Below are 16,277 nucleotides of genomic sequence, written 5' to 3' on the forward strand. Positions count from 1 at the left end.
GGCGTTCGGCCCCCGAATTTGGGTTCGTCCAACAATCGGTCGGTTGGGGGACGTTCGTCCACCGCGGTCTCCCGGAGCATGGATGCGGGAGACGCACCGCTGTGCGGTGTCAGCGGAACCGAAAACTGGACGGGCGTCAGTCGGCGGTGGCGGGCGGCAGGTCCGCCTCGGGCGCGGCGAGTTTGACCGCACACTGTTTGAAGTGGGGTTCCTTCGACTGTGGGTCCCGATCGGAGAGGGTCAGCCGGTTGGTCGCGGGATGGTGGATCGGCAGCCAGATCATCCCCGTCGGGACGCCCTCGTCGGCGTCGATCCTGGCGGTGACGGTCCCGCGGCGGGAGGCGATCTCGATGTGGTCGTCGACCACCCGCTCGCTATGGGCCGCGACGGTGTCGGGGTGGATGCGGGCGACGAGCACACCGGCCGCTCCGTCGCGAGAGCGGACGCCGGTGTTGTAGCCGTCGGCCTCCCGTGCCGTGGTCAGGGTCAGTGGGTACTCCTCGCCGGCCGGTTCGGGGAGCGGTTCCTGGCGGCCGGTCGAGAACTGTGCCCGGCCCGAGGCCGTCGGAAACGCCCAGGACTCGTCGTCGTAGTACCGGTACGAGCCGGAACTGTCGGTGTCGGACGCGGGCCAGCGGACGGCGTGTTCGGCCTCTAGGCGGTCGTAGGTGATCCCCGAGCAGTCGGCGACGGTTCCCTCGGTGAGCGCGGTGAACTCGTCGAAGACGGCCTCGGGGTCGGGCGAGGTCGACCCGAACAGGCCGGGGAACAGGCGGTTGCCGATCGTGGCGATGATGTCGATGTCCGGCCGGACGCCGCTCGGGACCTCCATCGCGGGACGGACCCGGGAGATGGTCCGCTCCATGTTGGTCGTCGTCCCCTCGCTCTCCCCCCAGGTCGCCGCCGGGAGGACCACGTCGGCGACGGCAGTCGTCTCCGTGTGGAAGGCGTCCTGGGCGACGACGAAGGCGTCTTCCAGGGCCTGCCGGGCGCTGTCGGCCTCTGGCATCCCGGCGACGGGGTTAGTCGCGACCGTCCAGACCGCGTCTGGACCGTCCTCCAGCATCCCGACTGGCCCCGGACCGGGATCGTCCGGGAGTCGGTCGACGGGCACGTCCCACGCCTCGGCGACGGTACGGCGGTGGTCGGGGTCCGCGAAGGGCCGCTGACCGGGCCAGGACCCCTTCGAGGAGCAGATCCTGGTCCCCATCGAGTTGGCCTGTCCCGTCAGCGAGAACGGACCGCCGCCGGGCCGGAGGTTCCCGGTCGCCAGCGTCAGATCGATCAGCGCCCGGGCGGTCTCGGTACCCTGGACGTGCTGGTTGACGCCCATCCCCCAGTAGACCAGCGCCTGTTGGTCGAGCGCGTCGGCGAGCAGGTCGACGGCGTCCATCTCGACGCCGGCGTCGGCGGCCGCCTCGGCGGCCGAGGGGAGCGACGCCAGGAGATCCTCGAACCCGTCGGTGGCCGACTCGACGAACGCCGTGTCGACGCGGTCGGTCTCGACGATCCGTGCCAGGATCGCACGGGCCAGCGCGAGGTCCTTCCCGGGGTCGGGCGCGACGTGGCGCTCCGCGTTCTCGGCGGTCTCCGAACGGACGGGATCGACGACGACGATCTCGACACCGTCCTCGTCGGCCGCCTGGCGGATCCAGCGGAACATGACCGGATGGGCGACCGCCGGGTTCGCCCCCCAGACGACGTGTCGGTCCGCCTCGTCGATGTCCCCATACGTACAGGGCGGGGCGTCGCTGCCGAACGCCTGGTAGTAAGCGGTGACGGCGCTGGCCATACACAGCGTCGTGTTGGCGTCGTAGTGGCGGGTGCCGAACCCGCCACGGGCCAGTTTCCCCAGCGCGTAGGCCGCCTCGTTGGTCTGTTGCCCGCTACCCAGCACCGCCACCGAGTCGGAGTCGGCTTCGTGGGCCTCGCGCAGTCCCTCGATAGCGTGGGCGATCGCCACGTCCCAGGTGGTCTGGCGGAGGTCGCCGTCGCTGCGGACCATCGGTCGAGTGAGCCACTCGCCGTCGGGGTCCTTGCTCTCGCGGAGTCCCCGAGCGCAGGCCAGTCCCTGGTTGACCGGGTGGGCCGCGTCCCCGCGGGCTACGTCGATCCCGTAGCCGACATCGGCCCCACGGTGCATGTGCCCACAACCGACGGCACACCGCATACAGGTCGTCGGGACCCAGTCGCTCACGGCCGATCACGCGCCGACATGGCGCCCGACAGCCCATCGAAGCGATCGATAATGACATATCCCGATAGCATTTCGGTGTGTAGATACACGAAAAGGCAGTGTAAAACAGTATCTCTTTACGAAGCCTCGTTACCGTGGGTTCGATGCGGACGTTCGTACAGCCGAGGGTGCGAGAGAGGCACCAGCGGGGACGGCTGACCGTTCGTCCACCGCCGCGAGCAACAACTTCTTTCGACGAGCGGTCGAACGCGGAGGTATGAACCACGAGCAGTCGCGAGCGTTGTACGACCGTGCGCTGTCGGTCATGCCGGGCGGTGTCAACTCCTCCGTGCGAGCGGTCCGCCCGTACCCCTTTTTCATCGAGAACGGCGATGGCGGCCACGTTGTCGATACCGACGGGAACCGGTACATCGACTTCGTGATGGGCTACGGACCGCTCCTGTTGGGCCACGACCTGCCCGAGTCAGTTCAGGCGGCCGTCCAGCAGTACAGTACCGAAGGGCCGATGTACGGTGCCCCCACCGAAGTCGAGGTCGAACTCGCGGAGTTCGTCACGCGACACGTCCCCAGCGTCGAGATGGTGCGGTTCGTCAACAGTGGGACCGAGGCGACCGTCTCGGCGGTCCGGCTGGCCCGGGGCTACACCGGCCGGGACAAGATCGTCGTCATGCAAGGCGGCTACCACGGTGCCCAGGAGTCGACGCTGGTCGAGGGTGAGGGCAACCACACCCACCCGTCCAGCCCGGGCATCCCCGAGAGCTTCGCCGAGCACACGCTGACGGTCCCGTTCAACGACCCCGACGCCGCCCGCGAATTGTTCGAGGAACACGGCGAGGACATCGCCGCCGTCCTCACGGAGCCGATCCTGGGCAACTACGGCATCGTCCACCCGGTCGACGGCTACCACGAGACCCTCCGGGAACTGTGTGACGACCACGGCTCGTTGCTGATCTTCGACGAGGTCATCACCGGCTTCCGGGTCGGCGGCCTCCAGTGCGCACAGGGGAAGTTCGGTATCGACCCCGACATCACCACCTTCGGGAAGATCGTCGGCGGCGGCTTCCCGGTCGGTGCCATCGGCGGCAAGAGCGAGATTATCGAGCAGTTCACCCCCGCCGGCGACGTGTTCCAGTCGGGCACCTTCTCGGGGCATCCGGTGACGATGGCCGCAGGCCTGGAGACGCTGCGCTACGCCGCCGAGAACGACGTCTACGACCACGTCAACGGCCTGGGGGAGCGACTGCGGGCGGGCCTGCAGGAGATCCTCGAAGACCAGGCGCCCGAGTACACCGTCGTCGGGACCGACTCGATGTTCAAGGTCGTGTTCACGCGAGATGCTCCGGATACCTTCGACGGACACTGCGAGGCGGGCTGCCAGCAGCGCGAGTCCTGTCCGCGGTTCGAGAGCTGTCCGAAGAACGGCCACGATATCACGCAGGCCGAGACCGAACGCTGGGAGCGACTGTTCTGGCCGGCGATGAAAGACCAGGGCGTGTTCCTGACGGCGAACCAGTTCGAGTCACAGTTCATCTGTGACGGGCACACAGACGAAGACATAGACGATGCCCTCGAAGCGTACAAAGAGGCGATATGACGTGTCCGACGACGACATCGCACTCTCCGAGAAGCGGATGTACGGCGAAAAGCGGCCCGAGACCCACGCCTACGTGGCGTCCGGCCTCGGCGTCACGCGGGTCGAGACCGCCGGCGGTCAGATCGGCCGGTTCAGCCTCGCCCAGCGCTGCAAGGCCCGGGACGTAGCCGGCAGCGACGGCGAGATCGCGGTCGCGACCGACGAATCCGTCCTCGTGGTGACCGACGACGGGTTCACCCCGACCGGGTTCGGGCCGGCGACCGCCGTCGGCTACGACACCGACGGACTGCTGGCGGCCGGTGACGGGCGAGTCGCGCGATACGTCGACGGCGACTGGGTGCGACTCGGCGAGATCCGGGCGGTGCGGGCCATCGACGGCGGCTTGTTGGCGGCCGAAGACGGCGTCTACGCCCTGCCCTCCCTGGAGCGACTCGGCCTCGCGGATGTCACCGACGTGGCCCCCGGCTACGCGGCGACCGCCGACGGCCTCTACGGGCGCGACGGAGACGAATGGACCGAACGCCGCTCGGGCGGGCATCAGGCGGTCGAAAGCGACGGGGAGCACGCCCACGCAGCGGCCGACGACGGGCTCTTCGAACTGGTCGCGGGCCGGTGGGAACCCTGCTCGCTTCCGGTCGAGGAACGGGTCGTCGACGTGACCTACGGCGACGACACCTACGCCATCACCGAGGACGGGACCTTCCTCGTCGACACCGAAGACGCGGCGACCGCCGACGGCCAGGGCGGGTGGCGACAGCGCTCGCTTGGCGTCCCTGAAGTCGTCGGCGTCGCGGTGGCGTGAATCGGGGAACTGTCTGCCGGTGACACAGTCGCCGAGAACCACTGTGGGAGCGACCCGTCGAACGGCCGAAGCCACCCGAGCGCAGGTGTCCGTGACGATCGGGTTTCGGCCCCGTAGCCACACACGCGCTGCCGTTCAGACCGATGCGACGCCGAGCGTCGGAAAGGCCCCGATCAGAAGGTGACCCGTTCGAGCAACCGCCGGACGAACCCCGGCTGACGCGAGCCGTGCGGGTAAATCGTGACGGTCGTGCAGCCGGGGTTCGGGAACGTCGGCCGTGCGTCGAACAGCGCTCCCCGGAGACTGTCGTCGACCCCGCGTCGCACTAGCAGATCGGGCTGGGAGGGTTGCCCACCGTCGGTTCTGAGCGTTTCTGAGTGGACCGGGATCGAGAGCATCTCCGACAGCTCAGCCTGGTACTCGGCTACGGTCTCACGCTGTGTCTCGGCCGTCTCCTCGTTGACTGGGTGCCACAGCGAGACCGTCCCGTCGTTGGCCGTCGCGATGCTCCCGGCGACGTTCACGGCGAGTGGGGGGTACGGCCCGCGTTCGCCCGAGAGGACGACGTGTGTTGGTTTCTCGTAGCCGAGGTTGTCGACGAGGAGCACGTCACAGGGCGCGTGTCTGACGACCCAGTCGATTGGGTCCCCGACGAGCCGGGACCGAAGCCGGAGCGGCTCGTGTTCGGTGACGATCGTGTCGACACCGCGATCCTCGGCGAAGTTGACGATCGCGTGTTTCGTGTCGTGACTGACGATCTCGTCGGCCTCGATGGCGACGCCGAGGTCGTCCGCCAGCGCCTCGGTCCGGGTCTCGAAGGAGATATCCGCCGAGGACTGGGCCGTCATTTCGTCGGTGAGTGGGGCTTGGTCGGGTACCTCCTGAAACCGGACGGCGACGACACGGCCGTCGTCGGCCCTGACGAGATCGGCTGCCAGCTCGATGAGCGCCCGTTCGCGCGCGCTGCCGTCGTTTTTCGTCAGGGCGACGAGCACCTCGTTGTGGTTCTCGTCGATAGCGGATTCGACCTCGGTGAGCGACTCCCGACCGACCTGTCGGCGGATGGCGTCGGTCGCCGCGCCCTCCCGGTCGACCCGCGAGCGGACGTAGAGGAAGTACCACGCGATACTGCCGACGGTGATGACGAGGGCACCGACGAGGGCGACCAGCCCCATCTGGGTCAACAGGAGGGCACCGGTCACCGCACCGAACACCTGTATCCACGGATACAGCGGCGAGGTAAACTCCGGCTCGTACTCGACGCTCCCCTCGCGGAAGGCGACAACGGCGACGTTGATGAGGGCAAACACCATGATCTGGAACGCGCTCGCGAGCTTCGCGATGTCGAGGATGGGGACAAACGCGATAAGCACCAGTAACACCCCACCGGTGAGCGTGATGGAGTTCAGCGGCGTCCCGAACCGTTCGCTGACTTCCGAGAGCGACGGCGGGGCGAGCTTGTCCCGGCTCATCGCGAAGGGGTACCGCGACGAGGAGAGGATGCCCGCGTTGGCCGTCGAGATCAGCGCGAGGATCGCCGCGATGATAACTGCCACGACACCGGCCCGTCCCATGGTGACCTCGGCGGCGACGGCGACCGGGGTCAGCGAGCCGGCGACACTTCCGGGGTCGGTCACACCGACCAGCACCGCGACGATAGCGACGTACAGTACCGTGGTAAAGGCGAGTGAGCCCAGGATACCGAGCGGGATGTTCTTGCCCGGGTCCTCGACCTCTTCGGCGACGCTGGCGACCTTGGTGACGCCGGCATACGAGACGAACACGAGGCCAGTCGCCGCAAGCAGCCCACCGATACCGTCGGCGAAGAAGTTCGCGTAGTTAGCCGACTGGACGCTGGGAGCGCTGCCGGCGGCGAACCAGCCAAGCGCCGCGAGCATCACGACGACGATCCCGACCTGGAGCCGGCCCGTCTGTTTGGCGCCGACGACGTTGATGAGGATGAGCACGGCAGCCAGCACCAAGGCGACCGGTTTCAGGGGGAGATCGAAGAGCAAGACGAGGTAGGGGACGCCACCGACCAGGGCGAGCGCGCCTTTGAACGACAGCGAGAACCACGTCCCGACGCCGGCGACGGTGCCAAGCAGCGGCCCCATCCCGCGCTCGATGTAGATGTAGGTCCCGCCCGCTTCGGGCATCGCGGTCGCCATCTCCGACTTCGAGAGGGCGGCGGGAACGACGAGTACGCCGGCCAGCGCGTACGCGACGATGACGGCTGGGCCGGCGATACCCAGCGCCAGCGCCGGGAGGATGAAGATGCCGCTGCCGATCATCGCGCCGATACTGATGGCGAGTACAGACGGGAGTCCAAGATCCCGTTCGAGGTCTTTGGTCATTAGTTAGAGAGGTTCCGATAGCGTCTGTTCGAGAGTGGTACGCAGTTCCGCCGAGAGACAGGTGGACACGCAGACGACGAAGGTTGCGATGTCGTCGAAGAGATCGCGCCGAGAGGGGTCGTTGAGCAGGACCACGAGTGTGTCGGTGTCGACCTTTGTGCGAAGCAGTTGGGCCACCAGTAGCGCCTGCCGGTCGCGCTGGAGCGCAACCACGGCGGCGGTGGCGTCAGCACCGGAAGCGAGCGTCTCGGCCACAGTCACGTCACCGACTGTCGTTCGAACGCTGTCGGGCGTCTGTGCGGCGACTGCGGAACTGTCGGTGACGAGATGGGTCCGAACGGTGTCGATCTCGGTAGCGAGCATCGATCCGATGTGACTATCGCTGACGACGAGCAACGACGTCTCTGCGGACGAGTGGACGATCCGGTCTTCCAGGCGGGTTCGAATTGTCATTGTGGGTGAGAGCGCTGCCGGGCCGGCGAGGTTCCGCCCGGATCGCTCGGTTGTCACCCACAGCTATGTTCCGAGACCGGATAAGTACCTAGTATAGAGTTCCGATTCAGAAATATAATTTCGTATATAGTGTATTGTCGGAATTATAGTATCAATTGTCGTCAGTCGCCGCTCTGGCGCTAAACTGGTGGAACGGTCGTGTGTATTCGTTGCGGATGAGGTCCTCGTCGACGACCGTGAGACCGACGTCGTTGAGATCACGCCCGATCCGGCTGAGATCGTTGCTATCGACGCCGACGACCTCGATATGGACGTTCTCAGCGCCAGTCATCACTTCCCGGATAGCCACGACGCCGTCGACCTCCAGCGCGTGCTGGGCGATCTCCTCGCGCTCGTGTATCGGGGCCGTACAGACGATGAGCGTGTGAAGCTGGTAGCCCGCGGCCTCGTAGTCAACGTCCACGTTGTAGCCGCGGATGATGCCAGCCTCCTCCAGATTGTTGATACGGTTCCGAACGGTACGGGCCGAAACGTCGAGCGACTCGGCGATTTCGCTGGCGGACGTGTGGCGCGCGTCGCCTTGCAGGGCGTGAATGATCTGTCGGTCTAAGTCGTCTATCGGAGACTCCGAATCAGCCATGCCATCCAACTAGCGAGGTGTCAGTACATAAATTCGAGGGAGTCGGGTACTGTGGGTCGTCCGACCACCGTTTTCCGGTCGGGGTTCTTCACCGTGAGGGCCTGTCCGGCAGAATCGTGGGTGGAGAAGACCGAGCGCTCGGTCACGCCCCGCGCTCAGGAACCGGCGGCCACCCGCCGTCCCCACCCACCACACACCGACTGGCCGAGGAGTCCAGCAGTATCTCGGTGACACACGTCCCGCGTGAACGGGCAGGCAGTTGCTGAGAACCGAAACAGGGTTTAGCCCGGCCGGCCACCCCTCGCACATGATTATCCCCGGGGAAGCCACACAGTCGTTCGCGGCGGCACTCGCCGACGCCACCGGCGACCGACTGGGGCGTGTCGAGTACGAACAGTTCGCCGACGGGGAGCACGTCGTCCGCGTCCCCGAGACCGTCGCCGGCGAGCGGGCCGTCGTCGTCGCCTCGACCGTCGACAGCGACGCCCACGTCCAGGTGCTCCAGTTGCAGGACGCCGCCCGCGAAGCCGGCGCCAGCGAGGTCGTGACGGTCCTCCCCTACATGGGGTATGCCCGCCAGGACGAGGCGTTCAAGCCCGGCGAGCCGGTCTCCTCGCGGGCGATGGCGCGAGCCGTCTCCTCGGGGACCGACCGCGTCCTGACGGTCAACCCCCACGAACCCAGCGTCTGTGAGTTCTTCGACGTGCCGGCGAGCGCCGTCGACGCGGCCGGTGTGCTGGCCGACCCCCTTCCCGGAGCCCTCACGGACCCGCTCTTTCTCTCACCCGACGAGGGTGCCATCGAGTTGGCGGCGACCGCCCGGGACGCCTACGGGACCGGCGAGACCGACTACTTCGAGAAGGACCGGGACTACGACAGCGGCGACGTGACGATCACGCCCAGCGACGCCGCCGTCGAGGGGCGGGACGTGGTCCTGGTCGACGACATCATCGCCACCGGGTCGACGATGAGCGAGTCCGTCGCCGTCCTCGACGAGCGGGCGGCCAGCCGGATCTTCGTCACCTGTGTCCATCCGATGCTCGCGGGCAACGCCCTGACGACGCTCTCGGCGGCCGGCGTCGAAGCCGTCTACGGCACCGACACGCTCGAACGGGCCGTCAGCGAGGTCAGCGCGGCCCCGGCGGTCGCCCGGGAGCTGTAGTCGCGTTCGGCACGGAGGGACGTTCTCCGGAGGGATCGAGCCCGGCGTGGCAAATGGTTAAGTGGTCCGGGAAGCTCGGTGAAAGTGATGGACGACGACCCCGACGAGGGGATGCTCGGCTGGGACGAATCCGTGTTCCGCGACGAGCACGTCTTCGAGATCGACTGGCTCCCCGAGACGTTCAAACACCGCGAGAGCCAGATGGAGACGCTGAAATACGCGCTGCGCCCGGCGGTGCGTGGCTCCCGACCGCTGAACGTCATCGCACGCGGCCCGCCCGGCACCGGGAAGACCACGGCGGTCCAGATCCTCTTCGACGAACTCACCGCCCAGACCGACGTCCAGGCGGTCCGGGTCAACTGCCAGGTCGACTCGACCCGCTACGCCGTCTTCTCCCGGCTGTTCGCCGAGATCTTCGAGTACGAACCCCCCTCGTCGGGGATCTCCTTCAAGAAACTGTTCTCACAGATCACCGACCGGCTCGTCGAACGGGACCAGGTGCTCGTCGTCGCGCTGGACGACGTGAACTACCTCTTCTACGAGAGCGAGGCCAGCGACACGCTGTACTCGCTGTTGCGCGCCCACGAGGCCCACTCCGGGGCCAGGATCGGCGTCACCTGCATCTCCTCGGACCTGGACTTAGACGTCATCGACGCTCTGGACACCCGCGTCCAGTCGGTGTTTCGCCCCGAGGAAGTGTATTTCAACAAGTACGGACAGAGCGAGATCGTCGACATCCTCGACGAGCGGGTCGACCGCGGCTTCCACGAGGACGCCGTCGGCCCCGGTGTGCTAGACCGGGTCGCGGCACTCACCGAGGAACAGGGCGGGGATCTCCGGGTCGGCATCGACCTGTTGCGCCGGGCCGGCCTCAACGCCGAGATGCGCGCCTCGCGGGTCGTCGAGCGCCAGGACGTCGAGGACGCCTACGACAAGTCGAAGTACGTCCACCTCTCGCGGCGACTCCAGGGGCTCTCGGATTCTGAGGCGGCGCTCGTCGAAGTCATCGCCGGAGGCGCGAGCGGCACCGCCGGCGATGTCTACGAGACGTTCCACGAAGAGACCGGCCTGGGCTACACCCGCTACTCGGAGATCATCAACAAGCTCGACCAGCTCGGGCTGATCGACGCCGAGTACACGAACGTCGACGGCCGCGGGCGCTCGCGTGACCTGACGCTGAACTACGAGGCCGACGCCGTCCTCGAACGGCTCTGAACCGCCGGTCCGGCGTCACGCCGAGCCGAGCACCTTCTGCGCCCACTGGACGGCGTAGTCGGCACCGTGGTCGCGGTACGCCTCCGTCGCCAGCGCGTCGAACGGTGCCGGCAGGTCCAGTCCGTGTTTGACGGCGTTACAGGCCAGTTCCGCCGCGGCAGGGAAGGCCGTCTGCCCGCGGGCGACCTCCGTCGGGAGGTCGGCCAGCCGGGGTTCGAGCCGCTCGCCCGCGTCGACCCAGGCGGCGTGAAGCGCCGGGTACTCCTCGGCCCAGCCGGCGAAGCGCTCGCGAGTCCGCAAGCCGAGGTAGGCGTCGTACAGCGCGGCCGCCAGTTGGTAGGTGTCGGCCGGCCCCATCCCGCCGGTGGCGTCGGCGAACTCGGGGTACCGCTCGCCGAAGAACCCGAGGAACTGCTCGGGTTCCTCCAAACTCGCCTCCACGAGGGCCTCGGCGATCAGGAAGTCGACGAAGTCGTCGGGCGACCCCGCCAGGCGCGGCTTGACGAACACGCAGGGCGGGTCGGTCTGGCGGGTCCAGGCGACACCGCCGTCGCCGGGCATCCCGACGGTGAGTTCCGCGCCGGCGTAGCGTGCGAGCAGTTCCGGAGCGTCAGGCGGAAGCCACTCGCTCGGGAACGACAGCGGGTCGACCCCGTCGGTCACGAGCAGAAGTTGCTCGGCGACCGCCGGGTCGAGCGACTCGAAGTCCTCCGCACAGTCCAGGACGAGCGTGTCCGGTCCCCGCTGGTCCCGGAGCGCCGACAACTCCCCGGATAGCTCGCGCTCGGAGAACATCTACGCCGAGAACAGGATTAGGTTCGCGATGATGAGCAGCGACAGTAGCGTCGATGCACCGATGGTTCCCAGGACGACCTTCGTTTCCGTGCTCATACGTCACCGTATCGCAGGCCCGGCATTAAATCTTGAGAAACGACTATCCGTTCGCCGGCACCGATCCCGGTATGGAGCGACGACGCGTCTCGACCGGGACCGACTGGGAATCGACAGTGGGCTACCCGCGAGCGATCCGTGCCGGCGACACCGTCCGCGTGGCCGGGACCATCGCCACCGACGACGAGGGGGCGGTGGTCGCACCGGGCGACCCCTACGAACAGACCCGCCACGCGCTCGATATCGTCGCCAACGCGCTAGACGAGGTGGGGACGAGCGTCGACGACGTCGTCCGGACGCGTATGTACGTCACGGACATCGAGGAGATGGACGCCGTCGGACGGGCTCACGGCGAGGTGTTCGCGGACGTGCGACCGGCGGCGACGATGGTCGAGGTGTCGGAACTTGCGGCCGAGGACGCGGTCGTCGAAGTCGAGGTCGAGGCCGTCGTCGGGTAGGATCCGGGGACGGCGGACAAGTCATCCAGAAGACATTTGTCGGGAGACAGCGTGGCGTTCGCCGTGTCGACTGCTCGCCCTGTCGCTCTCCTCGTCGTCGCGGTGCTGGCCTTGACAGCGGTCGGAGCCGCGAGTCCGCAACCGGAGACCGCCTGTGGCTCCTGTGGGATGGTGTTTGAACGCGTCGCCGAGGACCGGGGGCTGGACGTAAACGTGACCCGGAGCGAAGCGACGATCCGGGTCCACGAGAACGAGTCAGCAACGTGGACGGTGACGAATACGCTCGCCGCGAACGGGTCCCAGCCCACAGCGAGAGAACTGGCCGCGACGGCTCAGGCGACGGTAACCGACGGCTGGGGCGTCCCGCACAGTGGCGACGGCACCGTCACCGTAAGGGACGTTCGCGTCGATAACCGGACGGTCATCCTCCGGCTTCGTGACGCCGACGGTGCCCAGCGCCGGGCCGGTCTGCTCGTCGTCGACTACTTCCAGACCGCCCACCGGGGCGGATGGCGAATGACCGCGGACACCATTCGGGTGGTCGGCCCGGCAGGGACGACAGCGGTGAACGACCCCGATGCACCGTCGAACACCGGGATCGGCCTCGAAACCGGTCGGGCACTCACACTCGAAGGTGATGCCGCCCATCCGGGCTGGTTCTCCGAAGACTTCTACGTCGTGTTCGGCGACGAGCCAGCACAGTGGCGAGTCAGTGCGGCAGTGGCGCTCGCGACGGGACCAATCTGGGTTGACAACGTGACGGGGTACGTTCTCCCCGGCCTGGTCGGCTACGCGCTGCTGTTGGTCGTCGTCACGATGCTCACGCGGACCCTCGGCACAGCCACCCGTTCCCCGGACCGGCTTGCACTCGGTGTCGGGCTCCTCGGGTGGCTCGGGACGGTCAGTAGCCTCCTATCGCCCGGCCCACAGTGGTACCTGAGCTTCGCGGTGGTCTTCGCTATCGTCGGGTCGGTGGCCGCGGTCCGACCGTCCGCGTTCCGTTCCCGGACCCGAGCCGTCGCGCTCGGTGTCGCTACAGCCTTGCTCGCGGCGGCTACCGGTCTGTCGAGCGGGGCCGGGGCTCACTGGGCTACGGTCGCGACGACGCTTCCCGTCGCGCTCGGTCCCGCCTACGGGCTCGCCGTCGCCCGGGCGTCGGCGACAGATTGCGGGCTCGCTGCCCCGTTCGCCGGGATGCTGGTCACTGCAGGAGTTACCGGCAGTGTCCTGGTCCCACCGAGTTCGCGCCCGCCGACGTTCTTCCTGGCGTTCGTCGTGTTCGGCGTCCTCTGGGCCACGCTGTGTACGCTGCCACTTGCCGCAGTCGGTTTCCGAACGTATGTACAACTACGTGGGAGTGCCGAGCAGTCGGGGTAGTGTCAGTCCCCTGCGACGCGCGCCTTCCGGGCCACGTCGCGCCACTTCCCGGTCCAGAAGCGGCCGGTGTTGACCGCCGCCTTCAGGTAGAAGTCCCCGACGAGCGCGACGAAGATCGCCGGCAGCCCCAGTCCCAGGCCGGGGGAGACGGAGAACCCGACCAGCGGGACCGTCAGCGCGTAGGTCGTCGGCAGCGCCAGGACGGCGACGGGAATCCGGAAGCCGAAGGAGCCGAGGATCGTCCCGTACAACGGCCAGCGGGTGTCGCCCGCCCCCCGCAGGCTCCCTCGCATCGTCCGCGAGACCGAGAAGCCCGCGACGCCGAGCCCGAACACCCGGACGAACTGCGCGGCCAGTTCCGGATGGGCGGTCCCGAACAGCCCGACGACGGGGCGAGCGAAGACGACGAGAACCGCGCCGACGGCCAGTTGGATCGCCAGGGCGACCCGCAACGTCTGCCAGCCGTAGGCGGTCGCGGCGGCCTCGTCACCCGCACCCAGCTGTTGGCCGACCAGCGTCGAGGCGGCCGTCGCGTACCCCCAGGCGGGCATCAGCGCCAGCAACATCACCCGCCGGCCGATCGCGTAGGCCGCGACCACCGGCAGCCCGAGCGTCGTCGAGAGCACGCCCAACACGAACAGGAAGGGGAACCGCGCGAACGTCTGGAGCAGGCGCATGCCCGAAAGCGGCAGCGCGACGCGGACGATCTCGGCGAGCAGGCCGACGTCGAACTGCGGGCCACGAAGCGGCAACCGGACGGCGTACCGGCCCGAGACGAGCAGCCCCATGAAGATCGTCGCCGCGAGCGTGTTCGCGACGGCGGTCCCCCAGGCGGCACCGGCGATGTCGAGCCGCGGGAACGGTCCCAATCCGAAGATGAGGACGGCGTTGAGGACGACGTTGGTCGGCAGCGTCAACAGCCGGACGTACATCGGCGTCTTCGTGTCGGCACTGCCGGCCAGCGCGCGGGCGGCGACCATACTCCAGAAGCGGGGGGCCATCGACAGCATCACGATCGAGAGATACGTCGCGCCGTACCGGACCGTCTCGGCGTCGTCGATCAGGACGCCGACGAGGAACTCGGGGTAGAGCCAGGAGACGACGGTCAACGGTGCCGAAATTCCCAGGGCCAACCACAGCGACTGTTTGACCGCCAGGTTCGCGCGTCCGGGCTGGTCCCCACCCTGGAGCCGCGAGACGACGCTGATCGTCCCCGAGGAGACCGCGAGCGAGAGGCCGAAACCGACGAAGTAGTACTGAAATCCCAACTCCAACCCCGCGATGGCCGCATCGCCCAGTGCGATCCCGACCATCAGGAAGTCCGCCAGGCGAAGGAGGATGCGTAACCCACCGGTGACCATCACCGGCGCGGCCAGATCGGTCGCCTCGGTAGCCTTCTCCCGGTCGACGAGACCCGTGCGGGCGAGGAGAGCCGGAACCGCCCGGACGAACCGACGGAGGATGTCACGGACCATCTACCGGCTCTGCGGACGGGACAGCCCTGTCGGTTTCGCTCCGGCGGACCGTCTCAGGGGAGCGCTCACGCTCAGACGATCTGCTCGCCGTCGTCGTATACCTCGATGGCGTCGACCGGGCAGGCACGCGCGGCGAACTTCGCGTCTAGTTCGGCGTCGTCGGGGACCTCGCGGACGAAGATATCGTCGGAGCGCTCCTCGCTGTCGGCCAGTACCGCCTTCCCCGCGTCCTCGTCACGTTCGAAGGCGTCCCACTCGGCGACACACTGGAACATCCCGATACAGGTGTCCCGGTCGTACTCGATGCGCATACCAGGCGTTGGCCGTTGACGGGCAAAGGCGTTCCCCTCGGCTACGCCGCCAGTCTGTCGAACGCCGCGACGACCGACCGGGCCAGGATACCCAACAGGTCCCGCTCGGCGGCCGAGAACGTGCGCGGTTCGACAGAGGCGACGCTGAGCAGCCCGTGCTCGTCGAGCGGGAGCATGAACACCGTCTCGAACGCCTCCGTCATCGCGTCGTCGTGGTCGGCGTAGCCCTCGATCACGCGGGGTTCGCCGGCCGCGAACACGTCCATCTCCAGATCGCCGCCCACCGTGTCGACAGGACGGGGCTCGTTCCTCTCGGCCGCTGCACGCTCGGTAGCGGCCTCAGTGACCGCCAGCGTCGTCAGTTGGTCGGTCTCGGGCCGGTAGGACCAGATCGCGACGAAGGGCTCGTCGAACACCGATTCGACGACCTCGACCGCGACCTGTGCGACCGCCTCCGGCGTCTCCGCCGTCAGTAGCTCCCGTGTCGCGTCGTTGAGCGCTTCGAGGCGCTGTTCCCGTCGGCGCTGGTCGGTCACGTCCCGGAGCACGACCTGGACTGCCGGCTGGCCGTCGTAGGAGACCGGAGCGCCACGGCTCTCGACGTGGCGGATCTCGCCGTCGTCACGGCGCAGTCGCCAGCCGGCCCAGTCGGCCGTCTCGCGCTCGTCGAAGGCCTTCCGCATCCGACGGTCGATCCGATCGCGGTCGTCGGGGTGGACGTACGAGAGCGGGTCGGTACCGTAGATCTCGGTGCGGTCGTCGATATCAAGCAGATCGACGACCGAGTCGTTCGCATAGAGGATGTTCGGTCCGCGGTGGACGAAGATCGCGTGTGGCGACGCCTCGACGAGGTTCTGGTAGCGCAGTTCCGTCTCCTGGCGGGCCCGTTCGGAGCGGTGTCGTGCCACGGCGTTCTCGATGCGGTTGGCGAGGACGGCGTACTGGTCGCTGGTCGCGCGCTTCTGGAGGTAGTCGGTGACACCGGCCGAGATCGCCTCGCTCGCGATCTCCTCGCTCCCGCGGCCGGTATAGAGGATGAACGGGACCGACTGGTCGCGCTGGTGGAGCTCCCGAAGGAGGGCGAGTCCGTCCATCCCCGGCATCTCGTAGTCGCTGACGACACAGTCGATCTCCGTCGACTCGAACGTCGACAGCGCGTCGTTGCCACCGATCGCAGTCGTTACCGAAAACGACTCACGGCGCTGTTCGAGGTGCAGCGAGACGACATCTGCGAGATCGATCTCGTCGTCGACGAGCAGTATACGAACGTCGTCGCCACCCAGAGTCGGTCCATCGGGATTACCGGCCCCTCCCATGTAGCAGACGCTTTGGCCCCAGTCGATATATC

15 protein-coding genes are annotated in these 16,277 nt (G+C 67.7%); 6 read left to right on the forward strand and 9 right to left on the reverse strand.

All coding sequences use genetic code 11. The annotated features are described in order from the left end of the window. Nucleotides 1-136: 136 nt before the first annotated feature. Entirely contained in the window at nucleotides 137-2,197 is a 2,061-nt protein-coding gene (nasA, locus tag P0204_RS09555; protein WP_379801648.1) for an assimilatory nitrate reductase NasA, read from the reverse strand. A 256-nt stretch (nucleotides 2,198-2,453) separates the two neighbouring features. Here nasA and hemL point away from each other — a divergent pair, with 256 nt between their 5' ends. Together hemL and P0204_RS09565 are read left to right on the forward strand one after the other, a co-directional pair. Then, nucleotides 2,454-3,791 (forward strand): glutamate-1-semialdehyde 2,1-aminomutase, encoded by a 1,338-nt coding sequence (hemL, locus tag P0204_RS09560; protein WP_276178576.1) that lies wholly within the window; start codon nucleotides 2,454-2,456, stop codon nucleotides 3,789-3,791. Between the two features lies 1 nt (nucleotide 3,792). Continuing rightward, nucleotides 3,793-4,593 (forward strand): HVO_0234 family beta-propeller protein, encoded by an 801-nt coding sequence (locus tag P0204_RS09565; protein WP_276178578.1) that lies wholly within the window; start codon nucleotides 3,793-3,795, stop codon nucleotides 4,591-4,593. A gap of 173 nt (nucleotides 4,594-4,766) precedes the next feature. Here P0204_RS09565 and P0204_RS09570 read toward each other — a convergent pair whose 3' ends face one another. From P0204_RS09570 to P0204_RS09580, 3 genes are all read right to left on the reverse strand, one after another. Beyond that, nucleotides 4,767-6,947, reverse strand: coding sequence for a universal stress protein (locus P0204_RS09570; RefSeq protein WP_276178580.1), 2,181 nt, complete (start codon nucleotides 6,945-6,947; stop codon nucleotides 4,767-4,769). Between the two features lie 3 nt (nucleotides 6,948-6,950). Beyond that, nucleotides 6,951-7,457, reverse strand: coding sequence for a potassium transporter (locus P0204_RS09575; protein WP_276178582.1), 507 nt, complete (start codon nucleotides 7,455-7,457; stop codon nucleotides 6,951-6,953). 94 nt (nucleotides 7,458-7,551) lie between these two features. Further along, the gene (locus P0204_RS09580; protein ID WP_276178584.1) at nucleotides 7,552-8,040 is read right to left on the reverse strand and encodes an Lrp/AsnC family transcriptional regulator; all 489 of its coding nucleotides are present in this window, start codon (nucleotides 8,038-8,040) and stop codon (nucleotides 7,552-7,554) included. A gap of 307 nt (nucleotides 8,041-8,347) precedes the next feature. Between P0204_RS09580 and prs the strand changes: the two genes are divergently transcribed. Further along, nucleotides 8,348-9,202, forward strand: coding sequence for a ribose-phosphate diphosphokinase (prs, locus tag P0204_RS09585; protein ID WP_276178586.1), 855 nt, complete (start codon nucleotides 8,348-8,350; stop codon nucleotides 9,200-9,202). Between the two features lie 87 nt (nucleotides 9,203-9,289). Beyond that, entirely contained in the window at nucleotides 9,290-10,417 is a 1,128-nt protein-coding gene (locus P0204_RS09590; RefSeq protein ID WP_276178588.1) for an ORC1-type DNA replication protein, read from the forward strand. Nucleotides 10,418-10,432: 15 nt separating this feature from the next. Here the strand turns inward: P0204_RS09590 and P0204_RS09595 are convergent, their stop codons facing one another. Both P0204_RS09595 and P0204_RS21065 read right to left on the reverse strand, forming a co-directional pair. Then, nucleotides 10,433-11,212 carry a DUF7089 family protein gene (locus tag P0204_RS09595; RefSeq protein WP_276178590.1) on the reverse strand — a complete coding sequence of 260 codons (780 nt, stop codon included), beginning with the start codon at nucleotides 11,210-11,212 and terminating at the stop codon, nucleotides 10,433-10,435. Next, nucleotides 11,213-11,308, reverse strand: coding sequence for a hypothetical protein (locus P0204_RS21065; RefSeq protein ID WP_419181153.1), 96 nt, complete (start codon nucleotides 11,306-11,308; stop codon nucleotides 11,213-11,215). 71 nt (nucleotides 11,309-11,379) lie between these two features. Here P0204_RS21065 and P0204_RS09600 point away from each other — a divergent pair, with 71 nt between their 5' ends. Next, nucleotides 11,380-11,766 (forward strand): RidA family protein, encoded by a 387-nt coding sequence (locus P0204_RS09600; RefSeq protein ID WP_276178592.1) that lies wholly within the window; start codon nucleotides 11,380-11,382, stop codon nucleotides 11,764-11,766. Between the two features lie 63 nt (nucleotides 11,767-11,829). Next, a complete protein-coding gene (locus P0204_RS09605; RefSeq protein WP_276178594.1) occupies nucleotides 11,830-13,143 on the forward strand; it encodes a hypothetical protein in 1,314 nt (437 codons plus the stop codon). Between the two features lie 2 nt (nucleotides 13,144-13,145). On the opposite strand, the gene P0204_RS09610 is transcribed toward P0204_RS09605, so the two are convergent. The 3 genes from P0204_RS09610 to P0204_RS09620 all read right to left on the reverse strand — a co-directional run bounded on the left by P0204_RS09610 (nucleotide 13,146) and on the right by P0204_RS09620 (nucleotide 16,245). Further along, nucleotides 13,146-14,618, reverse strand: a complete 1,473-nt coding sequence (locus tag P0204_RS09610) for an MATE family efflux transporter (RefSeq protein ID WP_276178597.1) — start codon at nucleotides 14,616-14,618, stop codon at nucleotides 13,146-13,148. A 71-nt stretch (nucleotides 14,619-14,689) separates the two neighbouring features. Beyond that, nucleotides 14,690-14,929, reverse strand: a complete 240-nt coding sequence (locus P0204_RS09615; RefSeq protein ID WP_276178599.1) for a ferredoxin — start codon at nucleotides 14,927-14,929, stop codon at nucleotides 14,690-14,692. A 41-nt stretch (nucleotides 14,930-14,970) separates the two neighbouring features. Further along, nucleotides 14,971-16,245 carry a response regulator gene (locus P0204_RS09620; RefSeq protein ID WP_276178601.1) on the reverse strand — a complete coding sequence of 425 codons (1,275 nt, stop codon included), beginning with the start codon at nucleotides 16,243-16,245 and terminating at the stop codon, nucleotides 14,971-14,973. Between the last annotated feature and the right edge of the window lie 32 nt (nucleotides 16,246-16,277).

The organism is Haloarcula halophila, assembly GCF_029278565.1.
Taxonomy (GTDB): domain Archaea; phylum Halobacteriota; class Halobacteria; order Halobacteriales; family Haloarculaceae; genus Haloarcula; species Haloarcula halophila.

Bases quoted from the DNA above. Each gene is read 5' to 3' on its own strand.
- hemL (WP_276178576.1), top strand. From the start codon at position 2,454: ATGAACCACGAGCAGTCGCGAGCGTTGTACGACCGTGCGCTGTCGGTC.
- P0204_RS09570 (WP_276178580.1), bottom strand. From the start codon at position 6,947: ATGACCAAAGACCTCGAACGGGATCTTGGACTCCCGTCTGTACTCGCC.
- P0204_RS09580 (WP_276178584.1), bottom strand. From the start codon at position 8,040: ATGGCTGATTCGGAGTCTCCGATAGACGACTTAGACCGACAGATCATT.
- prs (WP_276178586.1), top strand. From the start codon at position 8,348: ATGATTATCCCCGGGGAAGCCACACAGTCGTTCGCGGCGGCACTCGCC.
- P0204_RS09590 (WP_276178588.1), top strand. From the start codon at position 9,290: ATGGACGACGACCCCGACGAGGGGATGCTCGGCTGGGACGAATCCGTG.
- P0204_RS09595 (WP_276178590.1), bottom strand. From the start codon at position 11,212: ATGTTCTCCGAGCGCGAGCTATCCGGGGAGTTGTCGGCGCTCCGGGAC.
- P0204_RS21065 (WP_419181153.1), bottom strand. From the start codon at position 11,308: ATGAGCACGGAAACGAAGGTCGTCCTGGGAACCATCGGTGCATCGACG.
- P0204_RS09600 (WP_276178592.1), top strand. From the start codon at position 11,380: ATGGAGCGACGACGCGTCTCGACCGGGACCGACTGGGAATCGACAGTG.
- P0204_RS09610 (WP_276178597.1), bottom strand. From the start codon at position 14,618: ATGGTCCGTGACATCCTCCGTCGGTTCGTCCGGGCGGTTCCGGCTCTC.
- P0204_RS09615 (WP_276178599.1), bottom strand. From the start codon at position 14,929: ATGCGCATCGAGTACGACCGGGACACCTGTATCGGGATGTTCCAGTGT.
- P0204_RS09620 (WP_276178601.1), bottom strand. From the start codon at position 16,245: ATGGGAGGGGCCGGTAATCCCGATGGACCGACTCTGGGTGGCGACGAC.